Annotated in this window: 15 protein-coding genes; 6 read left to right on the top strand and 9 right to left on the bottom strand. The window is 42.8% G+C overall.

Annotated elements, in window-relative coordinates:
• Positions 1-127 precede the first annotated feature (127 nt).
• Positions 128-769 (top strand): NAD(P)H-binding protein, encoded by a 642-nt coding sequence (locus CUR83_RS02475; RefSeq protein WP_284719011.1) that lies wholly within the window; start codon positions 128-130, stop codon positions 767-769.
• Positions 770-941: 172 nt separating this feature from the next.
• Here CUR83_RS02475 and epmA read toward each other — a convergent pair whose 3' ends face one another.
• The 3 genes from epmA to CUR83_RS02460 all read right to left on the bottom strand — a co-directional run bounded on the left by epmA (position 942) and on the right by CUR83_RS02460 (position 4,398).
• A complete protein-coding gene (gene epmA / locus CUR83_RS02470; protein WP_284719010.1) occupies positions 942-1,958 on the bottom strand; it encodes an EF-P lysine aminoacylase EpmA in 1,017 nt (338 codons plus the stop codon).
• A gap of 86 nt (positions 1,959-2,044) precedes the next feature.
• Positions 2,045-3,163, bottom strand: a complete 1,119-nt coding sequence (locus CUR83_RS02465; RefSeq protein WP_284719797.1) for a 4-phosphoerythronate dehydrogenase — start codon at positions 3,161-3,163, stop codon at positions 2,045-2,047.
• A gap of 77 nt (positions 3,164-3,240) precedes the next feature.
• The gene (locus CUR83_RS02460; protein WP_058024236.1) at positions 3,241-4,398 is read right to left on the bottom strand and encodes an AI-2E family transporter; all 1,158 of its coding nucleotides are present in this window, start codon (positions 4,396-4,398) and stop codon (positions 3,241-3,243) included.
• 825 nt (positions 4,399-5,223) lie between these two features.
• Between CUR83_RS02460 and CUR83_RS02455 the strand changes: the two genes are divergently transcribed.
• Together CUR83_RS02455 and paeA are read left to right on the top strand one after the other, a co-directional pair.
• Positions 5,224-6,915: an NAD+ synthase gene (locus tag CUR83_RS02455; RefSeq protein WP_284719009.1), complete on the top strand. Its 1,692-nt coding sequence runs from the start codon at positions 5,224-5,226 to the stop codon at positions 6,913-6,915.
• A gap of 488 nt (positions 6,916-7,403) precedes the next feature.
• Positions 7,404-8,678, top strand: a complete 1,275-nt coding sequence (gene paeA, locus CUR83_RS02450) for a polyamine export protein PaeA (RefSeq protein WP_093067574.1) — start codon at positions 7,404-7,406, stop codon at positions 8,676-8,678.
• A gap of 48 nt (positions 8,679-8,726) precedes the next feature.
• On the opposite strand, the gene CUR83_RS02445 is transcribed toward paeA, so the two are convergent.
• Positions 8,727-9,455: a YggS family pyridoxal phosphate-dependent enzyme gene (locus CUR83_RS02445; RefSeq protein ID WP_284719796.1), complete on the bottom strand. Its 729-nt coding sequence runs from the start codon at positions 9,453-9,455 to the stop codon at positions 8,727-8,729.
• A gap of 366 nt (positions 9,456-9,821) precedes the next feature.
• Between CUR83_RS02445 and CUR83_RS02440 the strand changes: the two genes are divergently transcribed.
• Positions 9,822-10,877 (top strand): type IV pilus twitching motility protein PilT, encoded by a 1,056-nt coding sequence (locus CUR83_RS02440; protein WP_058024233.1) that lies wholly within the window; start codon positions 9,822-9,824, stop codon positions 10,875-10,877.
• A gap of 119 nt (positions 10,878-10,996) precedes the next feature.
• Entirely contained in the window at positions 10,997-12,118 is a 1,122-nt protein-coding gene (locus CUR83_RS02435) for a PilT/PilU family type 4a pilus ATPase (protein ID WP_284719008.1), read from the top strand.
• A gap of 136 nt (positions 12,119-12,254) precedes the next feature.
• On the opposite strand, the gene fur is transcribed toward CUR83_RS02435, so the two are convergent.
• Entirely contained in the window at positions 12,255-12,689 is a 435-nt protein-coding gene (fur, locus tag CUR83_RS02430; protein WP_284719007.1) for a ferric iron uptake transcriptional regulator, read from the bottom strand.
• 327 nt (positions 12,690-13,016) lie between these two features.
• Here fur and CUR83_RS02425 point away from each other — a divergent pair, with 327 nt between their 5' ends.
• The gene (locus CUR83_RS02425) at positions 13,017-13,436 is read left to right on the top strand and encodes an outer membrane protein assembly factor BamE (protein ID WP_284719006.1); all 420 of its coding nucleotides are present in this window, start codon (positions 13,017-13,019) and stop codon (positions 13,434-13,436) included.
• A gap of 50 nt (positions 13,437-13,486) precedes the next feature.
• Here the strand turns inward: CUR83_RS02425 and CUR83_RS02420 are convergent, their stop codons facing one another.
• The 4 genes from CUR83_RS02420 to CUR83_RS02405 all read right to left on the bottom strand — a co-directional run bounded on the left by CUR83_RS02420 (position 13,487) and on the right by CUR83_RS02405 (position 16,584).
• A complete protein-coding gene (locus CUR83_RS02420; RefSeq protein WP_284719005.1) occupies positions 13,487-13,852 on the bottom strand; it encodes an RnfH family protein in 366 nt (121 codons plus the stop codon).
• Complete coding sequence (locus tag CUR83_RS02415) at positions 13,840-14,970, bottom strand: hypothetical protein (protein WP_284719004.1); 1,131 nt, start codon at positions 14,968-14,970, stop codon at positions 13,840-13,842. Before CUR83_RS02415 ends, CUR83_RS02420 begins: the two co-directional genes overlap by 13 nt.
• Positions 14,971-15,261: 291 nt before the next feature.
• Entirely contained in the window at positions 15,262-15,930 is a 669-nt protein-coding gene (locus CUR83_RS02410) for a c-type cytochrome (RefSeq protein ID WP_212563949.1), read from the bottom strand.
• 318 nt (positions 15,931-16,248) lie between these two features.
• Positions 16,249-16,584: a c-type cytochrome gene (locus CUR83_RS02405; RefSeq protein ID WP_058024226.1), complete on the bottom strand. Its 336-nt coding sequence runs from the start codon at positions 16,582-16,584 to the stop codon at positions 16,249-16,251.
• Between the last annotated feature and the right edge of the window lie 190 nt (positions 16,585-16,774).

The following is a 16,774-nucleotide window of genomic DNA, read 5'->3' as shown; positions in this document are numbered from 1 at the left end:
CTATCCAATCCGCACGCTTTATAACGAAGCGTGCGGATTATTTTTGTTACGATACAGTCAGTTTTTGAGATAAACACATTCACTGAATCACTCAAATAACAGAACTCAAATAAAAATAGGAATGATTATGAAGATTTTAGTTATTGGTGCCAGTGGTCGTGTCGGTGGTGAATTGGTTAAGCAATTATTAGCTGACGAACATCAAGTCATTGGTACGACTCGCCAAGAAAAAAAGCTGTTTGACAATGACAACTATACTCAGCTAGATTTGGATATTACCGCCAGCAAAAAGTCTATCGAGAAACAACTGGATCAAGATATTGATGCTGTCTATTTTGTCGCAGGATCTGGTGGTAAAAATGTACTAGAAGTCGACTTACACGGTGCAGTAAAGACCATGCAAGCCGCGCAAGACAAAGGTATCAAACGCTATATTATGCTTAGCTCTGTATTCTCGCTAGAGACTGAGAAATGGGATAACAACCCTAACATTGCAGATCTAAAAGACTACTATATCTCTAAGCATTACGCTGATCATTGGCTCGTGAATAATAGCTCACTCGACTATACAATCGTACAGCCGGGTGCACTGAAAGAACGTGACGGTACAGGCAAAATCACTATCAATGATACCAACTCTGGTGAAAATGCTATTGAAGATGTCTCAACGACGCTGGCAGCTGTCCTAACCGCCGATAATACTATTGGAAAAGTATTCAACTTGCATAATGGTGATATCGACATCAATGAAGCCATTGCTACAGTATAAACCGTCACTATTTAGATAGATCTGACCGCCAAGCTATAACTACACCTACAACTACGTAAGTCAAATCACTGAATCAGATTATAAAAAAGGTCGTTATCGATTCGCCAATACTCAATTGGTCAGTCGGTAACGACCTTTTTTCTTGCTGCTATGAATAAAAACTATCTGTTGGTTATGCTTGACCACTCGGAAAAGCAATCACTTCCTCTAAAGTTTTTGCGCCCGTTATCACCATGAGCAATCGATCAACACCGACCGCGATACCGCTACAAGGGATCAAATCATCAGATGCAGCAACTAAATGCTCATCAATGGGCATTTTCGGCAACCCATGACGATGACGTAATTGATTGTCTTGCTCAAAACGTGCTCGCAATGCTGGACCATCTGCCAGCTCATCATAAGCGTTGGCAATCTCAATGCCATTGATGTAAAGCTCAAAGCGTTTCGCTATTTTATTGCCTTCTTTATCTAGCGCTGTCTTTGCCAATGCAGCTGTCGCAGGTGGATATTCTATGATCAGTGTCGGCAAATCATGTCCCAAATTTGGCTCTACTGCATGACTAAATAGTAAGTCTAACCAGCTCTGGCGACGATTTGCTTCGCTATCATCAGCATCATTAAAATCAAATCCTATCAACCCTCTATCTTCTGCTACCGCTTGGAGCGCAGATAGGCTCGCTGTCAGTGGGTGTATACCAACAAAATCCATAAAAGCATCGACATAGCGATAGTGGCTCATCACCATTGGATGACCATACAGCGCCGTAAGCAACTCATTAAGCTCACCTGCCATATCATCGAGGCTGTAATTGGGCTGATACCACTCTAACATTGTAAATTCGATATTATGACGCACGCCTATTTCATTATCTCGAAACACAGGACAAATTTGATAAATAGGCACTTGCCAGCTCGCCAGTAAACGCTTCATCGCAAACTCAGGAGACGTATGCAAATAATAGGTACGAGGACGATCTTGATAGGTTACGTGCGCTGCCACTGATTGCAAAAAAGTGTCGGTGTTCCCTGCTTGCGATAAAAGCGGCGTCTGTACTTCCAGTACCTGACGACTGGTAAAAAACTGGCGAATATCACCGATAAACTTGGCACGCTGCTGTGCCATTGCCAGTGTTATGGTGGGTGCGTAGTTAGGTTGATGACTAAAGGTACTGCTTGATTGGCTCATGACTGTCTACCGTGATTCACAAATAATAATGCTTCCATGACGTAGATTATTTATGTTTTTAAGAATAGTATTTTTAAATTGCTAGATTAGGATTGCCACTCACGGCGCAAGTGGTAATCACGCCTCAGACCGTCAAAATCTGCGCCATTCACTTGTTTGTCAGGATTTTCATCAGATATTTTGCTTCGCAACAAGGCATCATCTTGCATAATGTCATAAAACTTTGACAATCTGTCTGGGTTTGCTTTTAACTCAGACCACAAAAACAGGTTAAGCGGTAGCAGGTTGGACATAGACTGGGCAGGTATGATCGCTAGCTTCTCACATAAGGCATCATAGATGATTTGTGTACCACGTAGCTTGCCCTCTAATGTATAGCCAGCGATATGCGGTGTGGCGATTGTGAGCTTAGCTAGTAGGCTGTCAGCAACCGTTGGCTCATGCTCAAACACATCCAAAACCACTTGCCGCCCAGTATGAGCAATATCGTTCTTGAGATCATTTTCATTGACCACAGGGCCGCGCGCGCTATTAATCAATATGTTATCAGCAGGCATCATGGCCAATGTCTCTGCATTGATGAGATGACGCGTTGGATAGTCACTGCCTTTAGCATCACTATCAACTTTCTCACTTGTCAGGGGCACATGCAAACTCACCGCGTTACTTTGAGAAAGCACCTGCTCAAGGCTGGCATTATTAATAGTAGAGCTTGGTAATAATGGATCGTATCCAAGCACCTGCCAGCCCAAGTCATTGGCATACTGAGCAAGCGTACTGCCAATATTGCCAAGGCCGATGATACCGAGTGTCACAGGCTGCTGCCAGTAGTTTGGACGTATGGTCAAGATAGCCGTCAGTACATACTGAGCCACCGAGTGCTTGCTACAACCAGCGGCATTGGCAAAAGTAATATCGCGCATCGCTAAATAGTCTTGGTCGACATGATCTGTACCGATAGTCGCTGAGCCAACAAATTGCACACTGTGATTTTCAGCCAACAGCGCCTCATTGACTTGCGTGACCGAGCGTATTAACAAAATATCTGGCTGTACTTCAGACAGCAGCTTTGCGTCAATATCACGACCAGCGACCGGTATAATTTTGACTGTTTGCCCAGACAACTGACCTAATGTAGCGTGATTAAAAAAATCATTCAGGCTAGCAATATTGCTATCAGCAACGATCGTGATACCTTTGGCCATCTGGTTTATCTTATTGTCCATAGCATCTGCAATATCATTGTTTGTCATTGGCAATTTTCTCTATCGATAAGGGTTTTCTATGTAGACTCATTTCCACTGACTGTGTCTTGTGCTGGATTATGTACTGGCGCTATGGCATTTGAGTCAGAGAGCGTGACGTCTTGTGGCGCAAATATCTCATTTTTGTGCTGCGATATCCACTCGCGCCATACGGCAAGACCGATAGCCAGTACCACAGGGCCGATGAACAATCCAACAAACCCAAATGCGGTTAGACCGCCCAACACACCGATAAAAATAATAATAAATGGGATTTTGGTCGCACCACTTATAACAATAGGTCGAATGAGATTATCCACCCAGCTAATAACAAACACGCCCCATAGTGCCAAACCAATCCCTTCTGCAGTATGTCCTTGGCTCAAGAGCCAGACAGACACACCGCCCCAAACAAATGGCGTACCAAAGGGAATCAACGCAATAATAAACGTGACAATGGTCAATAAGATAGGGCTTGGCGCACCAGCGAAGTAATAGCCGATACCAGCCAATAGCGCCTGAGCCAATGCCGTCAGCCCGATGCCGTATACCACCGCACGCGTGGTTGTACCTACAGAATCGATATAGCCATCGATGCGATTGCCGATGATGTTACGCAGCGCTTGGCGAATCTGACGAACCAGACTAGTACCATCACGATAAAAAAAGAATAGTGTCATCAGCGCCATACCCAGCTTAGCCAGACCACTGAACACCACGTCAAATGCTACCTTGCCATAATACAAGTGCGACTGAACCCAAAGACGGAAGGCTTCTAGCGTGCCTTCTGGGTTTTTATTGATTCGCCACAGTACGTCTTTGATTTGCTGACCGATAATCGGCAAGTCTTTAAATGAGTCAGGCACATCCAAATAGCCCACTTTAATACGATAGACCAAATTACTGATTAAGCTCAACGCTTCTTGCTGCAAAATAAACACACCAATAACCAATGGCACACCTATTATCAAGGAGATGCTCACGGTCATAATGGCAGCGCTAAAATCTGGACTCAGTTTAACTTTTTCGTGAAAAAACTCATAAATAGGGAACGTCACATACGCCAAAATTGCCGCCCACAATGCCGGTACAATAAAAAACTGCACCACTTTAAAGCATAATACGAACAGCGCAACCAGCAAAGTAATCGCAAGCAAGCGCTGGATAATAAATTCTTTTGTCCAATTTTCAATCATAGCGTATAAACCAAGAGCGGACAGCAAACGATAACTTTGCTGGCAAGTTTATAAATGTGTGATAAACATCAGCTTATAGACGCTGTCCATAAACTGTATCCATTAGAGAGGATGGTAGATTATAAGTATATAAAGAAAAAACGGTGTCAAACCCATTAAATCACATGGCAATACTGCGTATTTACAAACTATCACTCTGATAAATAACATCGCGAAAAACGCAGCTATTACGCTCCATTATGCAATAGATTATGATAATTATATAACGCTATGTTGTAATCTTTACTTACAACTTTGTCTATGCAAGCTTACTAGATGATGACCGGAATGACTAGCGCATAATGCATGGATTTACTGTGAAAAACAGTGCCATCGCAGCTGCTTTTATATTCAGCTATTAAACTGCAATCTTATCAGGGAATTCACTGGTGCGTTCTATTTGTCACGACAATTGATGTTATACTAAAGCAATTATTTTAAGCTTTTCAATATAGTTAAGTGCATTTGTACGCTTTTATTTTTGTCGTTGCATAAACATCGCATCTATCAAGGCAGATTCCAGACCCTCTTGTATCGTCTTCTTCTAGACTATCATAAGATCTCATTTTAGGATGGCACGATCATTTGGGATAGGAGGCATAAGCAATTATGCTTTTAAGCATTGTCTAAGCGATTATGTAGGATTTAGGCTTGTCATATCAACTCAACATTCGAGCTTGATAAGCGAGCACGCAGTTTTGAATGAATTTCGGACTTACTTTGATTTTATTTTAAATCAATACAGACTCACCAAATTTTAATAATATATCGATAGGAACAATAACAATGTCAAAAGACACTGATAATCCCAATCTTAACCCCTCACATGAAGCCAGCAAGACCAACAAACCACAAGATACGGTCACTTTTGCTTTAGCGCAGTCACATTTTTTGGTAGGCGATATCGCAACCAACGTTGAAAAAATGCGCACGCTTGCATTACAAGCACGCGAACAAGGTGCTGACGTTATCGTATTTCCAGAGCTGGCACTACTAGGCTATCCTCCGCAAGATTTATTGCTACGCCCAAGCCTATCAGGCCGTGTCAAAAGCGCCTTATCTACCTTGAGTGATATCGACGATATCGTCATGATTGTCGGCTATCCGCATGTCGATCATCACGGTACTTTTAACTCCGCTGCTATCTTACATAATGGTCATCAAAAGGGCTTCTATCACAAGCAGATGTTGCCAAACTATGGCGTCTTTGATGAGCGCCGTTATTTTGATAAAGGTCGCAATCAAGTCTTATTTGACTATAAAGGCATTACCATTGGCCTGCTCATTTGTGAAGATTTGTGGGACAAAAACCCGATTGCTGAACTCAAAAAACAAGGTGCTGACCTCATTGTTAGCTTAAACGCCTCACCTTTTGAGATTGAAAAACAAAACAACCGCAAAGCCATGCTTGCCAAGCGCAGCCGTGAAAACAATTTACCTATCGTCTATGTCAATGCAGTTGGCGGTCAAGACGATCTTGTATTTGATGGCGGCTCTATGGCTGTGCAAGCCGATGGCAGCGTGGCCCATGAAGCACCGCGCTTTATGAACCAGTTATTATTGGCCACTTTAGATGTCAACACGGCTAAATTCAATAATCAAGCCAAAGCACCTTTGTCTCTAAGCCGTGAGTCTGAGATGTATCAGGCATTGGTCGTCGGTCTACGCGACTATGTCAATCACTCAGGATTCTCTGGCATTATTGTTGGATTGTCAGGTGGTATTGATTCAGCACTGACACTCTGTATCGCGGTTGATGCGTTGGGCGCTGACAAGGTCTATGCCGTCATGATGCCGTATGAATATACCTCTCAGATCAGTCTAGAAGATGCACAGGCTCAGGCACGTCGCTTAAATGTCTCTTATACTGTGTGTCCTATTTTCGATGCCGTCGAAGGTATTCGTCATACACTAGCGCCTCTATTTAACAAGTCACCAGCGGATACAACCGAAGAGAACATCCAAGCCCGTGCTCGCGGTGTTGTGTTGATGGCACTGTCCAACAAGTTTGGTCATTTGGTCATCACGACAGGTAACAAATCAGAATTAGCAGTTGGTTACTCAACATTGTATGGCGATATGGCTGGCGGCTTTGACGTACTAAAAGACGTGTATAAATCACAAGTCTACAAATTGGCGAGCTACCGCAATCGCCTAGAAGATACGCCTGTCATCCCTGAGCGCGTTATTACTCGTCCGCCATCTGCTGAGCTACGTCCAGATCAAAAAGATCAAGACAGCTTGCCTGATTATGATGTATTGGACGATATCTTGATGTCTTATATCGATGAAGATATGGGCTATCAGGAAATTATCGATAAAGGCTTTGATGCTGAGATGGTCGCAAAAGTCATCAAGATGGTAGACAATAGCGAGTATAAACGCTTGCAATCGCCCATCGGTACAAAGATCAGCCACAAAGCTTTTGGACGTGAACGCCGCTATCCGTTGGTCAATAAGTGGTCAATCAAAGGCTAAATCGCGCTTGCCTTTCAGCTTAGGGCGTGTTGAACATTCGCAAATAGGCACTGCTGATCGCTAAAATTGTTCCAGACAAGGCACAAAGCGACGATAATGGAGATGCCTTAGCGAGATTTGTAACGCAGTATGGGGCAATTTTAGCATCAGCCCGCAGGGACAGGACTCTTTTTTGCCGCTTCATCGTTAAAAATAAGCGCTTAGAATGACTAAACTTATTATTTTTAACATCGAATCGCCTAAAAAATAGTCGCTGTCAGTGCCATAGTCGAATGTTCAACACGCCCTAGATGATTTACGAATTTATGAGTTGAAAGGTGCAAGTCAGATCGTTTGACAAAACGTCGAATTTTTCCTATTAGCTGGGTGCTTGCCCAGCTTTTTTGGTTTTTATACATGAACAAATTTACCGTCCACCTTCTGATCTTCTCCCTTTACCTACTGATTATTTTTGACCCAATTCCTCTTTACTTCTTTTCGAGTATGTCATGAGCTTGCTAACTGCCAGTGTTTTTCTTCTCCTTCTACTTGCCTTGAGTACCTTTGTCTCTGCTGCTGAAATTGCGATTGCCGCAGGGCGCAAAATCAAATTGCAAATCATGGCCAAAGAAGGCGATGTTCGCGCACTTGATGTCCTCAATATGCAGGATCACCCTGGGAGCTTTATCACGGTCGTACAGATAGTACTGAATGCGGTTGCTATCTCGGCGGGTGCTGTAGGCGAGTCAGCCATTAGTCCTTATCTGGAGCAGATGTTTAATAGTGAAGCGGTGGCTTCAGTGATATCGTTTGCACTCATCACCAGTCTGTTTTCATTACTTGCAGATCTGATGCCCAGACGCTTGGCAATGTCGAGTGCTGAGGCGATAGCGGTCCGCCTTGTACGCCCAATGATTCTCTTGATTTTTGTATTAAAACCCATTATCTGGGTGTTCGATGGCGCTGCAAATATCCTTTTTAAATCCTTTGGTATCTCAACCATCCGCCAAGACGATATGACCCCAGAAGATATCTATGCCGTCATGGATGCAGGCGCTGAAGCAGGCGTGCTAAAAAAACAAGAGCATCATCTGATAGAAAATATCTTTGATATGCAGGAGCGTACCGTCACCTCAGTGATGAACCCACGCGAAAATATCGTTTATTTTGATACCAAAACCAGTACCGAAGAAGTCGTAAATATCATGATTGAGCAGCCGCACAATAAGTTTTTGGTCTGCCATGATGACGACCTAGAACATATCGTGGGTTATGTAGAGTCTCGTAGCTTTCTGGCCTTGGTTTTAAATCAGCAAGAGGTCAATCTGACAGACAAATCTCTATTAAAACCGGCACTATTTGTACCGGACACCTTGTCTTTGTTTGAAGTATTAGAGATGTTCAAATCGACTGGCGCAGACTTCGCTGTCATCGTGAATGAATATGGGCTTGTGGTTGGTGTTATCACACTCAAAGACGTGATGAGCATTGTGATGGGTGAGCTGGTAACACTTGAGGAACAGCCTATTGTTCAGCGTACAGACAACTCATGGCTGATTGATGGAATGACCCCTATTGAAGATGTCATTCGTGCATTAGATATCGTCGATTTACCGCGCAGTGAGAACTATGAGACCATCAGTGGCTTTATGATGTATATGCTGCGCAAAATTCCTAAGAAGACCGATACCATCGAGTATGCCAATTATCGGTTTGAAATCATTGCAACGGACAATCTAAAAATCACGCAAATGCTAGTGACCAAACGAGAAGATACGGTTTGATTGATTGGCCAATTAATCATTTATTCGATTGGCCTAGGACGCAGCATTCTAATCTCGCGCACCAAAGATAGCCGTACCAACACGCACCATGGTAGAGCCATTGTCTATCGCCTCTGCCATATCACCACTCATCCCCATGCTAAGCGTATCCCAAGCATCCAACTCTGGATGGCTGGCTTTTATATCGTCAAACAATGCCTTGGTTCGTGCAAAAGCGTTTGTATCTGCTTTGGCAGGGATAATCATCAACCCGCGCAGTTGCAAGCGCTCATAGCCTTTAATCGCTATGATCAATGCTGGCAGTTCTGCTGGTAGGCAACCTGACTTGCTGTCTTCGTTATCAATATTTACCTGAATTAATACGTTCAATGCTGGGAGCTCATCTGGGCGTTGATCGTTTAAACGTTTGGCAATGATATCGCGCTCAAGGGTTTGCACCCAATCAAAATGCTCGGCAATATCGCGTGTTTTATTACGCTGAATACTGCCGATATAATGCCAGACGATATCTGCGCATGCAGGATTCGATTTTAGCGTATTTATTTTTTCAATGGCTTCTTGTAGATAGTTTTCGCCAAAGTGCTGCTGTCCCTCATTCGCCAAAGTAGCAATCATATTGGCAGGCTTGGTTTTTGACACGGCTAGCAAAATGGTAGTATTGGCAGATCTACTATCTCGCTCAGATGCCTGCTCATAGGCTTGGGTCATTTGCTCTTTGACTTGCTGCCAATTAGCGACAAGCGTCTGATTATCAACACTTTGATTTGTCTCTTTCATATCAGTCATATATAAGGCTCTCAAAATTTACTTAATTTTTAATAGGTTTTATAAAAAGTTTATGGCTGAGACTGCTTAATTTAAATATTTTTAATAAAAAATTATTTATCGCCCATATATAAAATTAGCTGAAAAATGACTAATTTCATATTTTCTTAAAGGAGTAGATGGTTAAATACTCACAGTCTTGTTATGATATTGTTACATGCTTTAACATATGCTACTGAATATGATAGCGGTGGTAAAGACGGCATGCTGGTTCACTCTTCAATATTTTACGCTTGAACAAAGCGATTGATGGATAGTTTACCACGTGCCTTTATGCTCTTTTGTCTTACCCTGACTAATTGATAGGAATATCGGATTATGGCTGAAAAAAACACCTTAAGTATCGAAGACTTGCTACGTTTTACGGTCAAACATAAAGCATCGGATTTACATATTTCAGCTGGCATGCCTGCGATGATTCGTACCGATGGTGAGATGACACGCATCAATATGCCTGCGATGACGCACCAAGTGGTTCATCAGCTCATTTATGACATTATGAACGACAAGCAGCGCGCTGATTTTGAAGAGTTCTTTGAGACAGACTTTTCTTTTGAGATTCCAAACTTGGCACGTTTTCGAGTCAATGCATTCAATCAAAATCGCGGCGCAGGCGCGGTATTTCGTACCATCCCTTCTAAAGTATTGACCATGGAAGACTTAGGGATGGGCGACGTGTTCAAACGTGTCTCAGACTTCAAACGTGGCGTGGTGTTAGTTACCGGCCCAACTGGTTCGGGTAAATCGACGACGCTAGCGGCCATGATTGATTATATTAACGAAAGTCGTAAAGAGCATATTTTAACAATTGAAGATCCGATTGAATTTGTCCATGAATCGAAAAAAAGCCTGATTAACCAGCGTGAAGTGCACCGCGATACCTTAGGTTTTGAGCCTGCATTACGTTCAGCATTGCGAGAAGATCCAGATGTCATCTTGGTTGGTGAGTTACGTGACCTTGAGACCATTCGTTTGGCACTGACTGCGGCCGAAACAGGACATTTAGTATTCGGCACTCTGCATACTAGCTCAGCCGCTAAGACGATTGACCGTGTCATCGACGTATTCCCTGCCGCCGAAAAAGATATGATTCGTGCCATGCTATCGGAGTCACTACAAGCCGTTATTTCACAAACCCTATTGCGTCGTCAAGCTGGTGGACGTGTGGCAGCTCATGAAATCATGCTAGGCACACCCGCTATCCGTAACTTAATACGTGAAAACAAAATTGCTCAGATGTATTCTGCCATCCAAACGGGTGCAGGCGAAGGCATGATTACGCTTGATCAAACGCTAAAAAACTTGGTTGGCAAAGGCACCATCAGTAAAGATGTGGCTCGCCCTTATGCCAAGCAACCTGAGGCATTTTTATAGTCTCAGCCAAATCACAAAAAAGCGTGAATGGTGCTAAATTGTTATTGGTCTCTATGAATGACCTTTAATACACTACTCTAAATAACTTTTAATCGACTTACATCGAATGCAGGTACGATATGGACATTGATAAATTATTGCAGTTGATGATTAATAAAAATGGCTCTGACCTTTTTATTACTGCTGATGTAGCGCCTTCCATGAAAGTAAATGGAAAAATTTTACCTGTCGGTAAAACCCCTTTGACCGCTGATCAAACCATGATGTTAGTCAAAGGAGTGATGACCCCTAGCCAGCAAAAAGAATTTAAAGAGACGAACGAGTGTCAATTTGCTATATCTGATGAAGCACAGCAAGCACGTTTTCGGGTCAGTGCATTCATACAGCGCGATATGGCAGGAATGATTTTACGGAAAATTGAGAATAAGATCCCAACTGTTGAGGAACTACGCTTGCCGCCAGCGCTCAAAGAACTGGCCATGAAAAAGCGCGGCATTATCTTGCTGGTCGGCGCGACCGGCACAGGTAAATCCTCTACGCTCGCGGCTATGATTGGACATCGTAACCAAAACTCTCATGGGCATATCATTACCATAGAAGACCCTATCGAGTTTGTCCATAAACATCGTGGTTGTATCATCACTCAGCGTGAAGTCGGTATCGATACGCACTCATTTGAAGCAGGACTAAAAAATACGCTACGCCAAGCACCAGATGTCATCTTGATTGGTGAGATTCGTAACCGCGAGGTCATGAGCTACGCGATCCAGTACGCTGAGACAGGGCATCTGGTATTTGCAACCTTGCATGCCAATAATGCCAACCAAGCGATTGACCGTATTATTCATTTCTTTGAAACCAGTCGTCATAATCAGCTATTTATGGATTTGTCGCTGAACTTGCAGGCCATTATCGCTCAGCAGCTCATTCCAACCCCTGATGGCAGAGGACGCCGTGCTGCTATTGAGATTTTATTAAACTCACAGCTAATTAGCGACTATATCCGTAAAGGTGAGGTGCATGAAATCAAAGACGTCATGACACGCTCTCGAGACAGCGGTATGCAAACCTTTGATCAAGCGCTTTTTGACTTGTATGAACAAGGAGAGATCACTTATAAAGAAGCAATTTTGCATGCTGACTCCCCTAACGACTTACGCCTAAAAATTAAGCTCAGTAGCAAAAACGGTAAGGCTAATTTAGATGAAGGTGCCGATAGTTTATCGTTAGACATCAGTTAAGCTATTGAGAGTGATGTCAGTACATACTGAAAAATTAAACTCAAAAAAGCCCTCATTATTGATAATGAGGGCTTTTTAATATAAGAGATCTTAGCGTCATTTATAAAAATAAAGCTTTAATTGATAACCAAGGTCTTTACTTGGCACTGTCTCTGCAAGCTTGGTCAGCACAGATACCATATAAGACTAACGAGTGACCTGATAGTTTAAAGCCGTGCTTTTCTGCGACTTTCAGCTGCTCTTCCTCGATCATCTCGTTATGGAATTCAATGATTTTGCCACAAACATTGCAAACCAAGTGATCGTGATGCTCTTCTTGGGTAATTTCAAACACTGACAAGTTATTTTCAAAGTTATGACGCTCTACAATGCCCGCCTGCTCAAATTGGGTGAGTACACGATAAACCGTGGCAAGACCAACATCTTCACCTTGTTCGATGAGCGCTTTGTATATTTCTTCTGCACTCATGTGGTGTAACTCGGCGCTTTCTAGCAGCTCTAAAATCTTAATACGAGGTAACGTAACCTTCAATCCTGCTCTACGTAAATCTTGATTGGTAAAAGAAGCCATAATATCCCTTTTGACTGTGACAGTCTTAGCAAATGAAAAACTAAAAAATATGAGATAAATAATCGTTGCTGATTATTCTTTATTAAATATAAGTGGTTTTAACACCCTCAAAACAGTGCTGATGAGGTGACGGACTGCTTTATAATTCCCTGAATAACCGCAGTGCAAGCCTATGAATTTAAAATATAAATAATAAAACCATTCAGGTGGTGTTTGGTAAATAATGTCGTAAGTGGTAGGCAATTGCAAGTAAATGACGTATCATTTGTCCAAGATTGTCGGTCAGACTCGCACCATCTAACTTTGGCCGCGCCTAATTCATTTCTTATGAGTCATCTTACCATGATAAAGACATTAAATTTTCGTCCGTTAAGCCATGCCAGCGTACTACGTAACATTGTTATCACCAGTATGCTGAGCGCTACTGTCGCTACGTCTGGCTGCTCACTATTGAGCGTTTATAAGATTGATTTGCCTCAAGGCACAGCGATTACTCAAACCCAAGCACAAAAACTAAAAGTAGGGATGAATCAGAACCAAGTACTTTATATCCTTGGCAGTCCTGCGATTAGAGATACCCTTGAGCCTAAGCGCTGGGATTACATTTACGATTACCAAGCAGGCACCGAAGGCCGCCGCAAAGGCATTGCTGATGTTAAAAATGCAAGCCAACACTTAGTCGTTTACTTTGATGATAATGGTTTGGTCACTCGCATCGAAGGTATCGAGAGCTTACCAGCATCGTAATCTGTACGACTTATCAGCTCGAATGACTAACAGTTAAAATAAATAATAACTTAACCGCGAGATTTATTTTTGCGCTGAGACATTGGATCAGCGCTTAAACTGCGATATACCTCGATACGGTCAAAAGGCTGCAATAGATAATTCAGCGGCTGTTTTTGTGCATAGATGCCCACATGCCAACGTTTAGCGGTTGGCGTTGTAATGTCTACTGCTTGCTCACACCATTTTGCCAGCTCAGCAAACCTTTCAAGCCAGCCAGCTTTGCCTAGGGCCTCATACAGACTCGTACCTTGTCTAACCTCTAACGCCAGATAATGCTGGCGCTGCTCATCTTCCGCATACGCCAGATAGACTGTTATTAACTCCGATTGCAGCGCATTACTATGCTTACTGCCATCACCTGTTAGCTCAACCACTGTATCACCCAACCTATTAACGCCAATAGCAATGCCAGCGGTACGACGAGACGTATCGCGACTCGCCATAAGTTATAGAATGCTTCGCTGCTAAAGTTCAATGATTTGCGTAAATGACTGATCTTCATCTGCCATCCTGCAAATACCGATAATAGTAGTACCGCTATGCTACTCACTATAACTAGAATGCCTACCAGCCAAGTCGTCGGAATCGCAATCACCAGTAGCAACGCTAAAACAAAAGTTATTATCAAGCTGACTAACAGCCCAAACTTATGCGCTAACTGCTGAGTACTGTAATGCAGCAAATAGCTGGCGACAAATAGAACACCTGCCCAATAGAGTAGCTGCCCGATCGGTGGTAACGACATACCACTAATAAATAACGCGACAACCCCTACCAATAGCTGCAAAATCCAAATAGGCAATACCAATTTAGTGGCACGATAATCACGAGCAGCCCTACTTTGTGCCTGTTGGCTGTTTGCTTCCACGGCAGTGACCGTCTGCTTACTGACCAAGTTTTGCCCGAACCAGTACAACCCTGTACCCGCACCAACACTGACCAATGCTAGCGCCACTGCCCGCGCCCATTCAACCAAGCTGATATCGGTCATAGCAAAACTAATATTAGGTACACCATTTGCGATGCTCAGTATTAATCCAATGACCATCAATCCGAGGCCAATAGGCAAAGGCGCGGTCCCAAGCAGACTTAATAGCACAGTAATAACCATCAACCCTGCGGCAACCGCAAAACTTGGTACATCAGGGGTACTATTAAGCTCAGTCAAAGCGGTTAATATCCCTGTACTGGCACCTGATATGATCAATGCTGCAATCACAATAGAAACCAATGCAGCCAGCCAACCAAAGCTTCGCCATATTGGGCTTGCATCTGATTCGCGAGTGAGCTTTTGCATACCGGCCAAAGGTCCCTCGACACTACGATAAGCCAAAGCTATCTCAGCATAAACAACTGGCAACGCGACCAACACCATTGCTAGCAGCCATAATAACCAAAAATCGATCTCACCGATTGAAGCAGGGGCAAACCAGCGAAATAATAACAACGGTAACAATACCGCGATAAAATAAGAAGCATAACGGATCATCATAATCTCAATCCAAACGATCTAATACCATTCACAAAAACGACAGTAGCAAGCAAAACGAGTTCGATACAGCTAATCGCATTTTTGAGTATGGTATAAAGTGAATAACGGTAATTTATAATTATACAGAGCAATGAGTTGCCTCTGTAAAGCAATTCAGCTGTACACTGTCTTTTCAATATAAGGGACAAACAGTTATAAAAAAACCCCGAAATCGGGGTTTAGTCATTCAGACATGATCAATAATTCTATCTACAACGTGCGTATCAGATAGTGATCATCAGTGCCGTTTAATTAGTGAATAGCACTCACATAGTCTGACAAGATACGAATGTCACGATCTGATAATTTCGATGCAACGGTTTGCATCATACCCATCTCACCTTCTTTCGCAGCATCATTGACACGTTTTTGATCATCGCTATCGATATCATCAGCACGTCCAGCGGCACGGAATAGTTTTAGCTGAGTGGCAATGTATTGAGCATGCTGTCCGCCTAATTTTGGAAACGCTGCCCAAGGGTTACCTGCACCATCCGGACCATGACAACCAGCACAACCAATCACACCGCGTGATTTATCGCCACCCAAGAATAGTTTGGTGGCTTCTTGGTTCGTTGCAGGGTTGCCGTATCCAACACCCCAAGGCGCTTGGCTAGAGTAGTAACCTGCCACGTTGGCTAGATCTTGCTGAGACAAGTTAGCAACCTGTGACTGCATGATACCGTTTTTGCGATAACCTGCTTTAAAGTTAACTAACTGTTTATAAAGATATTTTACATTTTGGCCGCCAAGGTTTGGCTGCGCAGGAACAATACTGACCCCATTAAGACCATGACAAGCAGCACAAACGGTTTCTGCAATTTTCTGACCTGCATCGACGTCATACTCAGGAACAATAATAGCAGCTTGTACGCTGAAACTTGCAACGCATAAGCTGGCAGCAGCGATTAACTTTTTCATTGATACAAATCCTACTAGCTCGGCGTAAGCATTATTTAGAGTGATTGCACGGATAAGATACCTAATATAGTCGCCTCTTTAATCATAGGCGTGGCATATATTTTGAGGTCTTGGACACAAGCAGTCTGAAAGTACTTACTAACATCAGGGTTTATTTTCGATTATTATAGCAAGACTTTGTATCATTTGCCTACTTAATCGTAGTATTCATCAGTTTTCTGATGAACAAGCCTAAAGTATAGGGCAAAAATAAAAAGCGCATTCAGGTTGTAAACCCAGCGCTCTATTTTATCGCTTCAAGCTTCATGTCTAAATGGACTACTTGCTCATATACTCGATAAGCTTACGGTAGTCATCATCGCTACAGGTGTTACAAAGACCGCCTGCTGGCATTTGAATCATGCCACTTTTGACAGATTTAATGAGTGTCGGCATGCCCTTTTGCTCAATAAGTTTCTGCCATTTGGCACTATCGCCTTTTTTGATAGCATTTAGTGCGCCACTATCATGACAGGCTGCACATGAGTTATCATAAGTAGTAGCAATATCAGCCGCACCTGCGCTACTGATCATGATGCCACTTAGCAGTAAGGCAGCACTGCCAACTGTTAGAGCATGATAGCCCTTACTAAGAAGTCTATTGATTGAAAACATAGAGCACCTCCTCGTGAGATTTCACGTGTCACATCAATCGTTTTATTAAATGTCTTTTATTAAACATTGTAACAATATATGTCATGCAAACATAGATAAATTATATTCAGCTTTGTTAATACTAAAAACTTATTCTAATCAACAATTAACTTTAATGTTATCCTACTATTTATATGATGCTAATCGCAGT

Source organism: Psychrobacter pocilloporae (assembly GCF_029872915.1).
Classification (GTDB): domain Bacteria; phylum Pseudomonadota; class Gammaproteobacteria; order Pseudomonadales; family Moraxellaceae; genus Psychrobacter; species Psychrobacter pacificensis.
Note: the sequence above shows the minus strand (reverse complement) of the source record. Positions and strands in the feature narration are given on the sequence as shown.